General features: G+C 34.3%; 6 protein-coding genes. All 6 read right to left on the reverse strand.

Annotated features, from left to right (window positions below; genetic code table 11):
* Positions 1-23 precede the first annotated feature (23 nt).
* The gene (locus tag Q0845_RS06205; protein ID WP_298510759.1) at positions 24-2,444 is read right to left on the reverse strand and encodes an outer membrane beta-barrel family protein; all 2,421 of its coding nucleotides are present in this window, start codon (positions 2,442-2,444) and stop codon (positions 24-26) included.
* Between the two features lie 67 nt (positions 2,445-2,511).
* Positions 2,512-11,190, reverse strand: coding sequence for a non-ribosomal peptide synthetase (locus tag Q0845_RS06210; protein WP_298510762.1), 8,679 nt, complete (start codon positions 11,188-11,190; stop codon positions 2,512-2,514).
* Positions 11,191-11,902: 712 nt separating this feature from the next.
* Positions 11,903-13,030: a glycerate kinase gene (locus Q0845_RS06215; RefSeq protein WP_298510765.1), complete on the reverse strand. Its 1,128-nt coding sequence runs from the start codon at positions 13,028-13,030 to the stop codon at positions 11,903-11,905.
* A 219-nt stretch (positions 13,031-13,249) separates the two neighbouring features.
* Complete coding sequence (locus tag Q0845_RS06220) at positions 13,250-14,902, reverse strand: sodium/solute symporter (protein WP_298510768.1); 1,653 nt, start codon at positions 14,900-14,902, stop codon at positions 13,250-13,252.
* Between the two features lie 12 nt (positions 14,903-14,914).
* Positions 14,915-16,213: a trehalase family glycosidase gene (locus Q0845_RS06225; protein ID WP_298510771.1), complete on the reverse strand. Its 1,299-nt coding sequence runs from the start codon at positions 16,211-16,213 to the stop codon at positions 14,915-14,917.
* Between the two features lie 145 nt (positions 16,214-16,358).
* On the reverse strand, positions 16,359-18,953 hold the full coding sequence (locus Q0845_RS06230; protein WP_298510774.1) for a TonB-dependent receptor: 2,595 nt from the start codon (positions 18,951-18,953) through the stop codon (positions 16,359-16,361).
* Positions 18,954-19,007: the final 54 nt, after the last annotated feature.

The raw sequence follows: 19,007 nt of genomic DNA on the forward strand, positions 1-19,007 counted from the left end.
GCGTATTAATAAATAATCTCTTTTTAATTTCCTGTTCTTCCTCTTTCGTCTTCGTTACCTGTTGCATGACGTTTTGCACTGATATCTTTGTTACCAAATTTGTAACTTACAGATAACTGAATAGATCTATTGTCATAGTAATAGCGTGCTGTTTGTAATACATTGTTGATGACTGCTTCTGTTCTATCTGCTGATGTTTTAAAAATATCATTGGCACGTAACGTAATGTTCATGTCTTTATTTAACAGTAAATACTGTATTGATAATGATAATGCACTGGCTGATTTTGTTTCAAAAATTCCATTCACACCTGGAAATGCATACCAATAGTTTGCACTAGCAAAGAGTGTTTTTTCTGAATTCAAGGTAAAGTCATTATACGTAGAAACCGTAGCGTTGAATCCTTTTTGATCTTCTTCTTCTTGTACTAAATCAAACTTTGAAATGGTATAGTTCACTACAAAGTTGTTATTACTAGACCACCAAGAATATTTGTTGAAATAGTAATTTTCATAGATTCCGAATCGCTGTGTATCTATATAGTTTTCATTTGTAAAACGAATGATATTTGTGTTTGCATCTGGCAACGGAACTTGTGCAAATGACTCATCAATACTTAAAAAGAAGAACGTCGATGTTAAGTTTTTATAACTGTGTACCAATCGAATATTATCTACAAATGAAGGTTGTAAAAAGGCATTTCCTTCAATGGTTTGAAATGGATTTAAGAAATAAATATTTGGATTTAGCTGAAAGAAATTTGGACGTTGAATTCGTTTGCTGTAATCCATTGAAAAGCTAGAGTTTTCTGTTGCTTTATAGGATAAATAGAATGTTGGAAATAGTTTTGTGTAATCGTTATCTACATTCAATCCTAAATTGTTTGAGGTCGAATTGGTTTGTGTTGCCTCTAAACGAAGTCCAATTTTTGTACTCCATTTTTCTCCTAAATCTTTACTTGCTGATACGTATAATGCTTGTATATCTTCATCATATTCAAAATCATTTTGTGAGATTGGTAAATTGGTTACTGGTGTATTTACCAAACCACTGTTGAAGAAAAAGATATCATTTTGAGATGTTGATTTTGTGAATTTCCCTCCAAAATCAATGCTTGCCCATTTTGTAGGCATTTCTACATCTACTTTTGCTGAAAAACTTTTTACATCTTGATTGTTGGTATTGATTCCTCTGTAAAATTGTTCTGAAAAAGGATTTTGAACGGTAGAAACTCCATTGTATCTTTTCGTATCAGGATTATCGTAGGCAAAATAATCTAAATTGATACTAACATTTCTTCCTAAGGTATCAAGTTCAATTTCATTATTATAATTCATAGAATGAAGTATAGGTGTTAAATCCATTCTTCCTTCAGATTGTAACGATCTAATCACTTCATTCGTAGTATTATCAAACACTGGTGTAAAAGGCGCATCTGTAACATTATAGTCTATTCTGTTGTATAAATATTGCGCTCCCATAGACCATTTTGGAGTAACTTGATAGTTTAAATCTATTCTTGCGTTAACTCCGTCTGTTTTAGATCGAAATGGTGAAGATGTATACCATATTCCATCTGGGAAAAAAGCATAATCATCTTGTTCTTGATAGAAATCTCCTTTTCTGTAATTCCCAGAAGCAGCTATACTAAATTTATTTTTATTGTAATTAAAGTTTCCTCCAAATGAACTGTTGGCATATCGTTGTTGACGATAGTACGAGCGTATTTGAGCATTCCATGAATCTTTCTTTGCTTTCTTTAGCTTGATGTTTACCAAACCACTATTTCCAGCAGCTTCGTACTTTGCTGGCGGTGTCGTAATTACTTCAATAGATTCTACATCTTCAGAAGCAATAGATTTTAAAAAGTTACTCAATTCATCGTTTGCTAGTTGAATTATTTTATCATTAATCATTACTGCAACTTGTGCCTTTCCGATCATTGAGATATTGTTGTTTTGTACTCGAAGTCCGGGAGCAACTTTTAATAATTCCAAAGCATCTCCTTGTGAAGCTTGCGTGGAGTTTGCTACATTGAATACAACACGATCAATTTTTCGTTCAATTACTTTCTTTTTTGCTTCTACCGTTACGGCATCTAATTCTTCATTATTGGTCACCGAAATGGTTCCTAAATCAATGCTCTTAGTTAATGAGAGTTCTTTTGTGTACAATGAATTTCCCAAGAAAACAACTTGAAACTTATAATCTCCATTTTCTGCTTTTAACAAAAAGGCACCTTCAAGATTGGTAATGGCTCCTATTATTTTCTGCGTTTTCGTATTTGTCAAAATAACCTCCGCAAAATCTATGGGTTTTTGTGTTTCCTGATCTATTACTTTTCCTGTAACTTCTATTTGTCCGTAAGCGGTAAATCCAACTAGAAAAAGGCATAAAAAGACGGTAAAACGCATCTTTTTTTGCATGGTTATTTTATTTTTCATGATTTGCATTTTTGTTTTATAATCTATTGTCATTTAATTAGGTTCTAGGTTCTTATTATTGGTTATTTTAGATTGAAAAATTTTCAAATTCGGTTTCAATATCCTCTTGATTTTGATTCAACTGAATTAATACTATGTTATCGATATGATTTGCCATACTCTCCAAATCTGGATATTCAAATATTTTATTGATGGTAAGTTTTACCGAAAATTCATTTTGAATTAAACTGACTAGTTTGGCTGAACTCAAACTGTGTCCTCCCAAGTCAAAAAAGTTAGCTGTTCTTCCTATTTTTTCTTGCGATAGTAATGTGCTCCATAGTTCCGCCAGTTTTGATTCTGTCTCCGTTTGTGGTGCTACATATACTGCTTCTTGTACCTGTAATGCATCGTTGCGACTCAATAAAGCTTTGCGATCTACTTTTTTGTTTGGCGTCAATGGAAAGTCATTAATTTCAACAAAAACAGCAGGAATCATGTACGCTGGCAATGCTTCTTTGAGCAAGTTTTTGATCTTAGTAATTTCTACAGTAGTGCTAGCTACATAATAAGCAACTAGTATTGACTGATCTGCCTTGTCTTTTTTCACCAATACAACTGCTTGCTGTATTGCTTCTATTGCATTGATATGTGTTTCTATATCGCCCAATTCTATACGGTAGCCTCTCACTTTTACCTGATAGTCATTTCTTCCATAAAAAGAAAGTTCTCCATTAGGATTCCAAGCAACACAATCGCCTGTATTGTATATGAGACCATCTCCAAAAGGATTTTTAATAAATCGTTCTGACGTAAGTGTTTCGTTTTTGTAATATCCTAACGCCAATCCTTTTCCTCCAATGTATAAGTCTCCCTGCGCGCCTTCTGGAAGCAACTGCAAGTTTTTATCTAATACATAACATTGTGTGTTTGCAATCGGTTTTCCAATAGAACTGGATATATTTCCTTGTGTGACTTTTTTAGTGGTAGACCAAATTGTGGTTTCTGTAGGACCGTACATATTCCAGACTTCCTGACAAGTGTTTACCAATTGTTGCGCTAAAGATTCGTTTAAAGCATCTCCACCACACAATACTTTTAGCGCTGAATTTCCTTCCCAACCTGCATTGAAAAGTAATTGATAAAAACTAGGCGTTGCTTGTATTACTGTAGGTTGTACAGTTGTCAATTCTTCCATGATTTCTTCAACATCCATCAAAGTATCATTGCTTGCGATATAGGTCGTTCCACCAGAAATTAGTGGTAAAAAGAATTCTAAAATTGAAATGTCAAACGCATAGGTTGTTACAGCGTATAGCGTATCTTCCGAGGAAAATCCTGGTGCTTGTTGCATGCTCAACAAAAAGTTGCTTAATGAAGCATGTCCTACCGCAACTCCTTTCGGATTTCCTGTTGAACCTGACGTATAAATAATATAGGCTCCATGAGCTGCTGTTACGACTGGTAATTGAGTTTCGGCAACTTTTTTACTTTCAACAAGTATATTTTCTATGGTCAGCCATTGAATATTATCGTCTTGAATTGCTGTAAAGGCTTGATTTCCAACAACCGTTTCAATACCACTATGCTGTACAATATATTTTAATCGTTCTAACGGAAATGTTGGATCAAGTGGAATGTATGATTTTCCTGATTTTAAGATTCCAAGCAATAATACAATCGTGTTTACAGAACGATCTAATACAACTCCTACAGGATGTGTATTGGTTCCTAACGTCTGTATTAAATAGTTGGCTATACCGTTAGAAAGTTGATCCAAGGTTTCATATGATAGTGTATGATGCGCATCTTTTAATGCACTATTTTCTGGATGTTTTTCAACTTGATGCTGAATATAATCTAAGACCGTTTTTTCTTCATCCAAATCTGTTTGAGTATCATTGAATGTCAATAATAACTGCTGTTCTTGTTGTGGCGTTAAGATTGGTAAAGAAGCAATATTTTTAGTTACATCTTCAATAATACCATCTGTAAGTGTTACAAATTGATTTGTTAATGCCGTAATAAAAGTTTCTGAAAAGAGATCTGTATTGTAGACTAAAGCGAATTCTAAACCATTTTTTGTTTCTTCAAACATAAAGTCCAAATCAAACTTTGCCGCAATTGCATCTGTGTACGAATAGCGTTCTACCTGTACATTCGCGATTTTATTTTCTTGAAGCTTTTCTTCATCCGTGTTTTGCAAGGTTACCATGATATCAAACAGTGGATTTCTACTTAAATCACGCGCAATTGATAAGTCGTCTATAAGAATATCAAATGGATACGCTTGGTGTTTGTAAGCCTTTAACGTGGTAGTTTTTATCCTTGCTAAAATATCTTGAAAAGAATCCGTTTCTTGAATTTGTGTGCGTATTGGCAACGTATTAATGTATACACCTATTTGATGTTGTACATCGGCATGTGTTCTTCCCGCAATCGGCGTTCCGATAATGATATCTTTTTGGCGCGTATATCGATGCAGTAATACATTTACAATTCCCATTAAGCCCATAAATAGCGTGGCTTGATTCCCTGTACATTTTGATTGTAATGCTACAAGCTTCTCTTTTGATATCGTAATTTCTTTTTTAGCGCCAGCATACGTTTTTTGTTGTGGACGTCGTGTTTTATAAGGCAAATCAATTACAGGAAGTTCACCTGAAAATTGTGATATCCAATATGCTTTTGATGCTTCTAGTTTTGGAGAAGTCAGTTGATTGCGTTCCCAAACTGCATAGTCTTTGTATTGAATGCGCAATGCTGGCAATCCTTCTTGCGCAGATTCCTTTTGATTGTATAGATAGAATAATTCATTTTTTAGGATGTCAATAGACCAACCGTCACTCACGATGTGATGAATTACAAAAACAAAGAGATAATTTCCTTCCGCTGTTTTTATAAGTTTTGTACGAATTAATGGCGCTTTTTCAAGATGAAAAGCATGCGAAACCAATTCGTTAATCGCTTGCCGTTGTTGCGATTCATCTTCAATGGTTTCCTGTATCAATTTAAAATGACAGTCCGTTTCAGACAGAATGTGTTGTTGAATAGCGCCGGAAGCATCTAATACAAATTGTGTTCGTAATGATTCGTGTCTTTTCAACAATTGCTCAAAAGCATTTTCCAATTTAGCAGCATCAATAGCTCCTGTCAGTTGAAAAACGCCTGGCATATTGTAAGCTTCATTACTTCCTTCAAACTGACTTAAAATCCAGATTCGTTGTTGTGCCGAAGACAATTCATAATATGCTTGCGGTGCAACTTTTGGTATTTCTTGATAGCTTTCTTTTTCTTCCGTTAGGATATGATTTGCTTGTGCTGAAATCGTTGTTTTGAGAAATAGATCGCTAAAACTCATAGAAATATTGAATGCTTGTTCAATACTGTTTTTGAGTTTTGTAATTTTTAAACTGTGTCCTCCAAGTTCAAAGAAATCATCCTGAGTTCCTATGGTTTCTATTTCGAGAAGTTGTTTCCAAATGGATACCAATTCTTCTTCGGTTTGGTTTTTAGGAGCGATGTATGGATTTTTGATAATGTCTTCTTCAGCAATATCAGGCAGCTTCCTTTTGTCAATTTTCCCGTTGAGTGTTAAAGGAATGTTTTTTAATTGCACAAAAAAGCTCGGAACCATATAATCTGGCAGCTTTTCGGATAAAAAGTTTTTGAGTTTCGTTTTTTCTATTTCAGAAGCAGACGCATAATACGCCACCAACATTTTTTCGTCGTTCACTTGTTTTACAAGCACCGTAATGTGTGTAAAATCTTTAGAGAATTCATGTAATGTACTTTCTATTTCTCCAAGTTCTATACGATATCCTCTGATTTTTACCTGATCGTCATTTCTTCCAAGAAATTCTATATTTCCATCAGGAAGCCATCTGGCAACATCTCCAGAAGTATACATTTTGGAATCTTCGGATAAAATACTGTTGACAAATTTTTCATCAGTCAAATCGCTTTTGTTAAGATATCCTAACGACAATCCTTTTCCAAGAATGCAAAGCTCACCTTTGACTCCAATAGGTTGTATTTGATTTTTGTTATTGGCATCTACAATTAAAACCGTTCTGTTGGCAATAGGTTTCCCAATAGGAATGGTTTCACTTAGCGTTTTGACTTCGTAATACGTTGAACATACCGTACTTTCCGTAGGTCCGTATGTGTTGAACACCTGATAATCCAGGTATAACTTGTCTATATATTCAGGTTTTAATATATCTCCTCCACTGATGAGTATGCGAAAGCTAAAGTTGTAGTTTTTATAGCTTTGATTTAAGAATTGCAGTGCATACGGATTTGTGCTTAAAATAGTCACACGATGTTGTTCGCATATGTTTGCCAAAAGATCAAATTCACTGTGTTCTTTTAGCATGATCAATGTTCCTCCACTGATGAGTATTGGAAATATTTCTTCTATGGACGTATCAAAAGAAAGACTAGCTTGTTGCAAGGATCTATCTTTTTCAGTGACTCCAAAATAATTTTTGAATGTTAAGGTATAATCTAAAAGACTGGCATTCGAAATCATGGCTCCTTTCGGATTTCCTGTGGTTCCAGAAGTATAAATGATGTACGCCAAATTATTGGGAGCAGCTTTGACAGCCGTATTTTTGATACTATACGCTTCTTTTTCGTTTTCAAATGTTTCAAAGAACAATGAATCAATAACTACTTTGGCGTTGCTATCATTTTCTATGTATTCAATTCGCTGTTGCGGATAGTTTGTATCAATTGGTACATATGCAGCTCCTGATTTCAAAATTCCCAAGATCGCTACTAACAAGTTTTCACTTCTGTCTAATTTTATCGCAACTAAATCGTCTAGCTGGATATTTTGATTTTTTTGTAAATAATCTGCTAATTGGTTCGCTTTCTTGTTTAATTGGGCATAGGTTAATTCGCTATCTTCAAATACGATCGCAGTGTTTTCAGGTGTTTTCTCTACTTGTTCTTCAAATACATGCAAGATTGTTTTTTCTTTTGGATACGCAACCGAAGTATCGTTAAACTCCTCCACTATTTGTTTGGATTCTTGTTCTGTTAGATACTCCAAGGTCAAAAGTTTTTCTTTTGGTGCGTCTATCGCGTGATTCAGTATGTTTTCAAAATGACTGAACATTCGCGTTATCAAAAACGCATCGTAGATATCTGTATTGTATTCTATTTCTAAGTAAAGTGCGTCATTCTTTTCAACAAAAGTAAAACTCACATCTACTTGAGCAGTGTTTCTTTCTAGTTCATACGGCAGGACTTCAACACCTTCAAGCGCTTTATTTTCCGATGATATGGAAGCAATTTGATGTTGATTCTGCAATACTACGATGACATCAAATAGTGCTGAACGAGAAGTATCACGTTTTAAATCTAACTTAGAAACCAATTCATCAAACGGATAACGTTGGTGTTTGTATGCTTGTAATAAAACTTGCTTTTGTTGCTGTAAAAGCTCTTCAAAATTAAAAGTATCTTCAAGTTGTGTGCGAACAGCTAAAGTATTGAGATATAATCCTATTTGATCTTCTAAATCAGGATGTTCTCTCCCTGCAATTGGCGTTCCAATGATAATATCTTCTTGATTGGTGTAGCGATAAAGCAATGTGTTGATTCCGACCATTAAAGTCATGAATAAAGTGGCTTCATTTTCTTTTGAAAATTGCTTTATTCTTCCTAAAAACTCTTTAGAGAATGCATGATTGACCGTTTTACCGTGATATGTTTGTATTGCTGGACGCTTTTTGAAACTAGGCAATTCTAATACTGGAATTTCTCCTTGAAATTGTTCAAGCCAATAGCGTTGAGCTGTTTGATATTCTTCTTGAGATTTTTGTGCATCAAACCATGCGACATAATCTTTAAATTGCAATGGCAATTCTTCTGGTGTGAATTGATCATTTAGTAGCAATTGATTGTAATTGCTGATGACTTCAGAAATTAATAATTCCATAGACCAACCATCGCCAATAATATGATGTTTTACAAATGAAAACACATAAACATCAGACGCTTGCTTTAGTAAACTTGCTTTGAGCAATGGTGCTTTGGTAAGATCGAATGGCGATTCTTGAGCTGTTTCTAAATACGCTGCTAGTTCTTGTTTTTTATCTTCAAAATCTAAAATTGCAATCTCAAATTGTATTTCTTCTTTAGGAACTATTGCTTGATAGATAGTTCCGTTTTCATGTGTTGTAAAATACGTTCGAAGTATTTCGTGTCTGTATACTAATTGTTGAAATGCTTTTTCAAGTTTTTCAATGTCCAATTTCCCTTTTAACACAACAGCTCCATGCATATTGTACGCTATGTTTCCACCTTCTAACTGACTTAAGATCCATATACGATGCTGAGAAGCTGTTAATTCATAGTTTGGTTGCGGCGTGATTTTAGCAATGGATTCGAATTTCTTTTCTATCAGCAAATTGCTAATGGCACGAATTGTTGGATTTTCTGAGAATTTCTCAAAACTAATTGTTTTATCAAGCTCTTTGTAAATGGTATTGATAATTTGGATGATCAATAAACTTTGTCCGCCTAATTCGAAAAAGTTGTCCTGTACTCCAATTTTTTGAATGTTGAGAACTTCTTGCCATATTCGCACCAACTCCTCTTCTATACTATTTTCGGGAGCTATATATTCGTTTTGAGATTTATAAGTATCTACAAGTTCTAAAAGTTGCTTTCGATCTGTTTTCCCATTGGGTGTTAAAGGAATTTTTGAAAGACGCATCCATAGATTCGGCTGCATATACACTGGCAGTTTCTTTTTCAAAAAAGCTATCAACTCAGCACGTTCTACCATCGCTTTTTCTTCATAAAAAGCAATCAGGCTTTGATTTTTAACTATCGTAACTGCTTCTACTATGTTGTCAGAAAAAGTACGAATCGTATTTTCTATCTCGCCTAATTCTATACGATAACCACGTAACTTTACTTGATAATCTTTTCGTCCTAAAAATTCAATAATACCTTCCGAAGTCCATTTAGCAATATCGCCTGTATCATACATTTTTGCATTCGTCACAAATGGGTTTTCGATGAATTTTTGATCAGTTAACGCTGGTTTGTTTAGATAACCTTTTGCCAATCCTTCTCCCGAAAGGTATAATTTCCCTGAAACTCCCACAGGAACTAACTGCAAGGCATCATCTAAAATATACGCTTGTGTATTGGCAATTGGTTTTCCAACAGGAATGGAGTTTTGATATGTTTTTTGAGATTGAATTTTATAGAAAGTACTATACGTAGTATCTTCCGACGGTCCATATAGATTTCTAACTTCAATAGAAGTCGTTTTGAGTGTATTTGCAATGTCTACAGGAAAGGGTTCTCCTGCAAGATTGATCATACTTGTATTTTTTAAGAACGTGCTATTGTCCAACAAACTACGTATGCTTGATGGTACCGTATTGATCAACACATTTGTATCGTTTGCAATCGTTTTCTCTATGTGTAAAGCGTTCTTTAAAATGCGGATTTTTTTCCCTGTGGCCAATGGAAAAAATAGTTCATAAATGGACAAATCAAAACAATGCGATGTTACTGCATATACAACATCAAACTTCGCTTGATCGAATTCTTTTTTTGCCCAATAGATCAGTGCAACTGCATTTTTATGCGAAATCATCACACCTTTAGGATTTCCAGTAGTTCCGGAAGTATAAATGATATATGCGGTATTGTTTGACGAAAACTTTTGATACTTATTTTGTATCTCTAATGTTGTGCTTTCCTTAGCGAATTCACCATACATAACAGCATCAACAATACAGATACATCCACTGTCTTTTTCTATATAATTGATACGATCTTCAGGATAATTGACATCTATAGGAACATACGTTGCTCCTACTTTTAATGTTCCTAAAATGGCGATGAGTAAGTGCTGATTTCTCTCCAGTTTTATCCCAACATAATCGCCACTAGCAACCTTTTTTACTGTAATAAGATAATTGGCAAATTGACTCGCTTTTTCATTCAACTCAGCGTATGTCAAGGATACGTCATTATGGACAACAGCAATAGACTCAGGTGTTTTCTCGACTTGTTGTTCAAACAAATCAATCAATGTTTCATGCTGTGGAAAAGCCAATGCTGTTGCATTGAAGTCATGAAGTAATTGTTTTTCTTCTGCTTCGGTTACTATCGATAGTGTTGTAATTTTTGTATTGAGTATTGCATCTAGTGTGATCAACCATCTTTTAAAGGTTTCTAAAAAATGTCCTGCAATCGTTTCATTCACAAAATTTGCATCAAAAGAAATGCTCAGTTTTATTCCTTGATCATTTTTATCAACACACAAACAAAAAGGTGTCGCTATTTCTGTTTCAGAAGCATTATATAAAAAGCCATACGTAGCATATGCTTCAAGAGGATGTGCTAATCCGAGTTGATTATCATGATCGGCGAATTTATATACTTCTTGAACTTCCTTTTTAAGGATTTGAAGATATTCTTTGAACGTATTCTCTTCTGTAGCGTAATTGTACAGTAACAAAGTTCCGTTTCCGTCTGTTATTTTTGGAGTATATATTAACGTATCCGCTTCAAAATAACGATTTAAAAGCGCACTATAAATGCTTAGCAAAATTGTATATTCTGCTATTGGATTCGCCTTTGTAAGCTGTTCAAAATATGATAATTCCCTTCCTTCAATATATACGTTTGCAATCTGACTTCTTTCAAGAGAGTTCGCATATACTGTTGCGGTATTCTTGATTTTCTTAAACCAATAATCTGACGCTATTTTCTGTTTAATATTATTCAATGTAAAAAACATTTTTGATGCTTTACCTAATATTAAGAAGAACGATAGAAATTTATTGTATACAACAATAGCGACTATGACAATTCATAATCTTCTTTCGAGATCTCTTGATATTTAATAAAGCAAGACTTTCTATTTACATACATATTTGAGATAGATACTCTCAAATATTAATTATTTCTAAGGGGGAGAAATATTTTTGAAATAATCTTTTTGTTTTACAATACAATTATAACGCTTTTTCTTTTGTTTTACTATTTTTAAATTCTAAAAACAATTGTAAAAAAAAATCAAGCCAAGTACCCAAAACATAAAAAAACCTAAAATTCAATTGTTTACAGATAACTTTGTATGAAGTTACTATCGTATTTTTTGGTCATTAACGCACTAGAAAACCACTCAAGCAACTAGCAATCAAATGTTTAAAAAACACTAAAATAGGGAAGTAAAAATTTATTGTTTTTATTCATAAAAAAGAGTCCTTCTGATACTGAAATGATCTTTTTTTGATATTTGAAGCTGTAAAATTCCTTAAGATTATCTACACTACACTAGTATTGATCATAGATAAAGATGCTATGTTGTAGTTGCTATTCTTCAATTTGATCTGCGCTAAAATTTATAGAGCTTCCAAAGTGAGTAAATATGTTTTTATATTTTTAATTATAGAAAGATATATTTAGGGAGACACATGCGTATGATTATTTACTTTTCAACACATTAGTGACCTCACAAAATTATAGACAGCATATTCTAAATTTTCATAACTGTGTGCCATTGCTTGTTGAAGATTGCAAGGAGATTTTGTAATGGCATTTACATATTGAACGCCTAATTTTTCTTGTGCTGCAATACTCAAATCTGTAGCGCCACAAAATACGGCCACTGGAATTTTTTGTTTTTGAGCGGAATCTATGACTCCTACAATGGTTTTTCCTGAAAATGTCTGATCATCTAATTTTCCTTCTCCAGTAATAATCCAATCGGCATTTTTTATATGTGCATCAAAATCTATTAATTCTTTGACCAGCTCAATTCCTGAAGTAAGTTTTCCGTTTAGAAATACTGTTGTTCCTGCTCCCATTCCGCCCGCTGCACCACTTCCTTCGATATCTTGAACATCTATATTGAATTGTTTTTGAATGATGTTAGCAATGTTTCTCAGACCTTTATCTAAAAGTTCCACATCACTTTTTGAAGCTCCTTTTTGTGGTCCATATACATACGCTGCTCCGTGCAAACCATACAATGGATTGGTAACATCACAAGCAATTTGAATATTAATAGACGCTAATTTTGGATGCACATTTGAGGTATCTATTTGATGAATTTGTGTTAGATTTTCTCCAATAGGCTGAATTTCTTGTCCTTTTTTATCTAAAAAACGATATCCTAAAGCAGTTGCCATTCCAATACCGCAATCGTTGGTAGCACTACCTCCAATGCCTAAAATAATGGTTTCTGCTCCTTTTTCAATAGCTCTTGTAATGAATTCGCCAGTTCCGTAGGTGGTCGTTTTGCGACAGTTTTGTTCTTCAGCATTCAATAATTTCATTCCTGATGCTTCTGCCATTTCAATGAAAGCCGTTTTTTTTGCTTCCAACCATAAATACGATGCTTGTATTGGCCTAAATAAAGGACCATTTACTGTGACTTGAATAAGTTCACCTTCTAAGTGATTTGCCAAAATTTCAATAGTTCCATCACCTCCATCTGCCAAAGGCAAACGAATGATTTCTGCCAAAGGCATTGCATTTTTGATGCCTTCGGTAGCGGCATTACAAAATTCATTTCCTGTTAAAGCGCCTTTAAATTTGTCTGGAGCTAATACTATTTTCACAAGGTTTGATTTGTAGTTAAAGTTACGATTTAGAATTCGTTCTTACCTGTTTTTTTAATAAGATTCATAATAAGTGCATGACAAATAATCACCATCCTTTTTTAGAATTAACACTTAAGAATAAAAGTTTACTCTGTATATTTTATAAAATACCTTCTCACAATATTTACAAAATCAATACATTAAATAACTTTTGGTGTTTGTCATGCACTTGCTGAATTAAAAACTATTTAAAATAGTAGGCATAAAATAACTGATGATTAAAATCAAGAAAAAGAATGCTACTAGTATGTAGACTTCTTTGGTTAAAAAGTCTGCTTTTTTCACAGAAATATCAAAGTTTTCCACTGTTTTGATTTTTGTGTTTTTTGTAAAATAACTTACTCCGTATGCAACTACTAAAGCGATAATTACTCCGGTAACATTCAACCAAATCCAGAAAATTTCAAAACCTAAATCGATTCCGAAGATTTCTTGCATGGTTTTTGAAAATATGAGATTGATTAATACTGCCGAAATGATTCCTGCATTCATCCCAATATGATTGACTTTTTTAGAGAAAAATGCTAGCAAAAATGTTACCAATACTGGACCATAAAATACAGAACCGATTGCATTGATAATTTCTATAACAGCACTTTTGCTTCCTCCAAATAGAAATGCAGCTGCAATACACACAATTCCCCAAAAGACTACTGAGAGTTTAGAAATTGACATGTATTTTTTATTGCTTAATTTCTTTTCGCCTCTGTTAAAAAAATCTTCTACTGTTACTGCAGAAAGCGAATTGATGGTGGAACTCAACGTTGACATTGCCGCAGATAAAATTCCTACCATCAAAATTCCTATCAAACCGTGTGGCAAATATTTCATGATAAAAACTGGTAACATTAAATCTGTTTTGATTCCGTTTTTCGCAAATTCTTCTGGAAAATGTTGTTGCGTAGTTGATGAGATATCTTGCAAAAAATCGGGTGCAATTGTAATAAGTCCGCCAATGATGAGTCCCATCAAACAATAGACTAATACGACTGGAAAACGAAATAATCCATTGACTAATAGCAAGCTTCTGACCGTTTTTTCATTTTTTCCAGACAGTAACCGTTGTGCTTGTGTTTGATCGCATCCGTAATACGATACATATAGGAAGAATCCGCCTAAAATCATTGGTAAAATACCGTATTCATTATCTTCTCCAATTCCTAAATTGAAATCAATAACTTGTGTCCGTGCTGGATCAAATCCGTTAGCCAATCCGCCACTTTCATTCAATAAGTTCCATCCGTAAATTAGACAAATTATCAATCCGCCAAACAGAATTATCATTTGTATGGCATCGCCCCAAACAACCGCTTTCATTCCGCCTTGCCATGAATAAATAATAGTTATAAAACTGATAATCAATATTGTATAAGTAAAATCTATATTTAATACTGCTTGAAGAATGATAGCAATGGTATAGACCATAACGCCTGTTCCTAAAGCACGACTTATTTGAAATACAATACTTAGTGTGAGTCGTGTTGATGTACTGAAACGTTTTTCGACAAATTCATAAATACTGACAACTCCCGATCGAAATAATGGTGGCACAATCACAATCATAATAAAAATCATTGCCAATGGCACTGCAAATTCAAACGTAAGCCACTTCATGCCGCCATTGAGCTTTAAGCCCACAAAAGCTGGTGCCGAAATAAAGCTAATGGCAGATAATTGTGTTGCCATTGTGGATAGACTCAATGGAAACCAGCCTAGACTTTTTCCGCCAAGGAAGTAATCTTTAGAATCTTTATTTTCTTTGAAGAAATACCCCATTCCCAAAAAGAAAATAATGTATCCGATGATGATTGTATAGTCGAGCCAGTTCATGCGTTTTGGGTGTTAGTTGTCGTTAAGCATATCTATTATTAAAGCAGCTGTCCACGAAAAATTATTTCCTCCGTAGCCAGTTTCACCTTTATCTTTACGCGCATCAAAATACTCATAGAATCCATATTTTTCAACTAATGTTATGGAATCATTTTTGATTCTTTCTGCGATTTCTGTGAATCTATATTTTTTTAGACCGTTGTAAAGAATCCAATTCACATTGATCCAAACGGGACCACGCCAGTATTTTCGTGGGTTGTAGCGTTCACTTGTAGGATCGAAAGAGGCGCATAAATATTGATGATCGTTTCCGAATTTGTCTAACATCGTTTTTACCAAAATTTCAGCATTTTCTTTGGTAGGAATGCCCGCGTATAATGGTGAAAACGAAGATGACGATACATAATTTAATGGCGTGTCATTTCGCAAATCGTAATGAATATATGCGCCTAATTCTTTGTTGAATAGTTTCTCGTTGAACGATTGGATACTTTTTTGTTGCCAAGCTTCTAATTGTTGTATTTTTTCTTCGTTATTTCCAATGAGTTGGAATAAAGCAATTAAACTTTCATTCGATTTAATTAACATCGTATTGAATAATGGATCTTGCACTAAAAAAGGCGATAATTCTGCAATTTTTTGATCGTTGTAATTGTGTGTTTTTGCAATTTCAATAATGTTCAAATAATGATCATATTCCTTTTTTGATGGACGTTGTGAGGCGTCTACATGAGTAGTATCTCTTCGTTCAAAAGTAAATTCTGGCGACCGCATCTTATTAAATATATCATCCCACAAAGGAGAATTATCTGTACCCGATTCCCAATTATGGTAGATATAAACCAACCCTTCATTATGAAGGTCACGATTGCTATAGAAGTATTCGTGATTTTTGTAGACTTTATTGAGCATAGGTGCAATTTTCGCCAGAATACTTTGTTTGTTTTTGCTTTTTTTATAGAGTTCATGAAGCGCAAAACCTGCTACTGGTGGCTGCGTCATTCCTGTAGATTTGTATTTTTTGGAAGCTGATGGATGTAAGTGCGAACAATGAAAATCGGCGCCTGGAAAATACGTATCGCTTTCTGTATGAAAGATGATATGTGGTATAAAGCCATTTTCCCATTGCGCATCGAGTAAGGTTTCCATTTCCTTTACTGCTTTTTCCATGTCAAAATGTGCCAGTCCGATAGCAATAAAGCCCGAATCCCAATTCCATTGAAACGGATATAATGCTTCGCATGGAATACTGAAACCGTCTTTCCAGTTATTTTCCAGCACTTTCATAGCTTGTTTTTGTAATTCTTTCAAACGTAATGATGTTTAGTGTGATTATAATGATTGCGACTCTATTTTGTTCAACTTTTATCATTCAATACCTGAAAAACTCACCACAAAACGAATATGAAAAAATGTGGTGAGTTCGGTATTAAATAAAGCTAATCAACGTTTTCTTTTAGAAGTTGAATGTTGCATTAAAGAAAACTCTTGTTGGTAATACGGGTCTCCCTACAAAGAATTCTTCTTCTGTTTGATTGTTGTTCAATCTAGGAGAACCTTCAGTTATTCCATCAGAATTGAATAGGTTGAATACCTGCGATCCTATACGCATTGTTTCTCCTTCTTCACCTAATTCAAATGTGTATCCTAAGTTTAAACTCGCTAGTCCAATAGCATCTAATTCAATTGAGTTTGCATCGTTAGAGAATTTTTTTCCTGTGTAGTTGTATATAATTCCTGCGTCAAACTTTGCATCGTCATAGTTTACAGAAAGTGTACTTAAAATGTTTGGTTGTCTTCTTAATTCGTTTCCTTCAAATTCTGGATTACTCTCTGATTTTGTGATTTCATGACTTTGATAAGTTAATGATCCTGCAAAGTCAAAATTATCGGCAAATGCCCAATTCCACGTTCCTTCAAATCCAAAAGTACTTGTATCTTGTGTATCTACTTCTTCTATAAATCCTCCACCTGCGGCATTTACAAAACTTACAGCACGTCTGTCTTTTAAGCTTACAGAATACAATGCTGCAGTCCCTGAAAATTTGTTTTTAGAATATTTGACACCTAATTCTCCTTGCGTGATTTTCTCTGTTTCATAAGAAGATGGATTTCCAAATCCGTCAAATCGTGTTCCTCTCAATTCTGGGAAGAAATATCCTCTAGAAAAGTTTCCGTAGGCGCTTAAATCGTCCGTTACTTTATACAAAGCTGCTAATGCTACGGCAAAATCATCGGCAGATACATTTCCTCTGGTAAAACTACCATTTCCCCAAACTACATTGTCAAGATTGGCAATTCCTGTGTTGTCAACTTGGAATGAATCTGTTCCTTCTACTTCAATATCTCCTGATGCTCTTTCGTAACGTACACCAATATCTAAGTTCCAACGATCTAATTTGATTTCATCTGTTAGGAATACTGCGATTTTATTACTTGAAATATTTCTGTTGGTATACGCGGTTCCTCTGTTAGAAACACCATTTATTGTATATCCAGAAACGTTTACCAAACGAGGTCTGTTATTGAATTCTCCCAAGTAATTGGTAATAACATTGAAATCTCCTGCTTGCGATCTGGACATAAATGTTCCTAACGTAATGCTATGATCGCCTGCTTTTTTTGTGAATTTAATGTCAGCCATTAATTCTTCTAACGGTCTACTTCTGTCCAAAATTCTATTTTCAAATAACAGTGCATTTGCTGCTAATGGTTGTCCGTTTAAATAGGTAAAATCTCCAGCTGTTAGTCCACGTGCATCTAAGTATTCTTGTTGAGTTTCTACTACTTTTGCTCCACTTACGCCGCTTCCATCAAGGAATAAGTTAAACTGATGCTTGTAGCGAGAGTATCTTAATTTTGCCTCTAATTTTAAATCATCTGAAAAACGGTGTTTAAAATTGGTTAAGAAATATCCACCTTTGGTAGCGACTCCATCTTCAATTGGAGAACGGTAAATTCCATCTGGAGTTGCATAAGAGATATCTGCTGCTTCTGCGGTTTGTAGTGTTTTAATTTCTTCACCATCATTTCCTGTTGGACGATTACGCGATCCGCCTTCTAATGGATAAGGTAAAAAGAATTGTACGCTATCATCAATCCATTGACCAGAAAATGTAATAGAACCATTGTCTGTTAAGTGCTTGATATTTCCTCGTAACTGAAAACCTTCTGTATTTAATCCTGTTTTTAAAGGTCCTTCATCATAACGATAAAATCCTGATAACGCATAGAATGTTTTTGAATCTTCTCCTCCAAGTGGTCCGCTAGTTACAAAATCTGCCTTATAACGCGAGTTGGAAGCTACTTCTGTACGAAGTGTTGTTTTTTGTTGGCTTCCGCCTGTAATACTTGTGTAGTTGATAATACCTGCAACCGAACCAACTCCATATAAAATGGAAGAACCTCCACGTACAAATTCTAAGTTTTTCATACCGATGTCGTTTCTAAAATATACATCATGTGCTGAAGAATTGAGTCCGAATGTACTCAACACAGGCATTCCGTCTATTTGCAATGGGTTAAACTGATACTGTCCTCCAGAAGGCAAACCTCTTACAAAAATGTTAGACGCTACTTCTCCACCACCACCTTCAGCAGTAATACCTGGAACACTTCTTAACACATCTGCCTGACTACTGGTATTGAGTTTTGAAAGTTCTTTTACTCCAAAAGAAGTAATGGACAAAGGAGTTTCTTTTTGCGAACGCGTTGTAGATGTTGCAGTTAATAACACGGCAGATAAAGCGTTTCCTCCTTGTTTTAGTACGATATTTAATTTTATTGCAGCTCCGTTTAATTCAATTGTTTTTTCAAATGTTTCATAACCTACATATGAAACTGAAACTGTTTGTGTTCCAGTAAGGTTAGAAGAGAATGAAAAATTACCATCAAAGTCTGTTGCTGCACCCGAAGTATCTCCTTTTAATGAAACATTAGCTCCTGGGATTGGAGTTCCTGTTTCGTCCTTCACAGTTCCGGAAATCTCCGTTTGTGCCATTCCTGTAAAGAAGGTAAATGCGCAAATAAGAGTGAAAATAGTTTTTCCCATATTTTGTTGATTTAATAATTAATAGTTGATTACATTGCAATATTAGCATAGTTA

It is taken from the genome of uncultured Kordia sp., from assembly GCF_947489565.1.
In the GTDB taxonomy this organism is placed as follows: Bacteria; Bacteroidota; Bacteroidia; order Flavobacteriales; family Flavobacteriaceae; genus Kordia.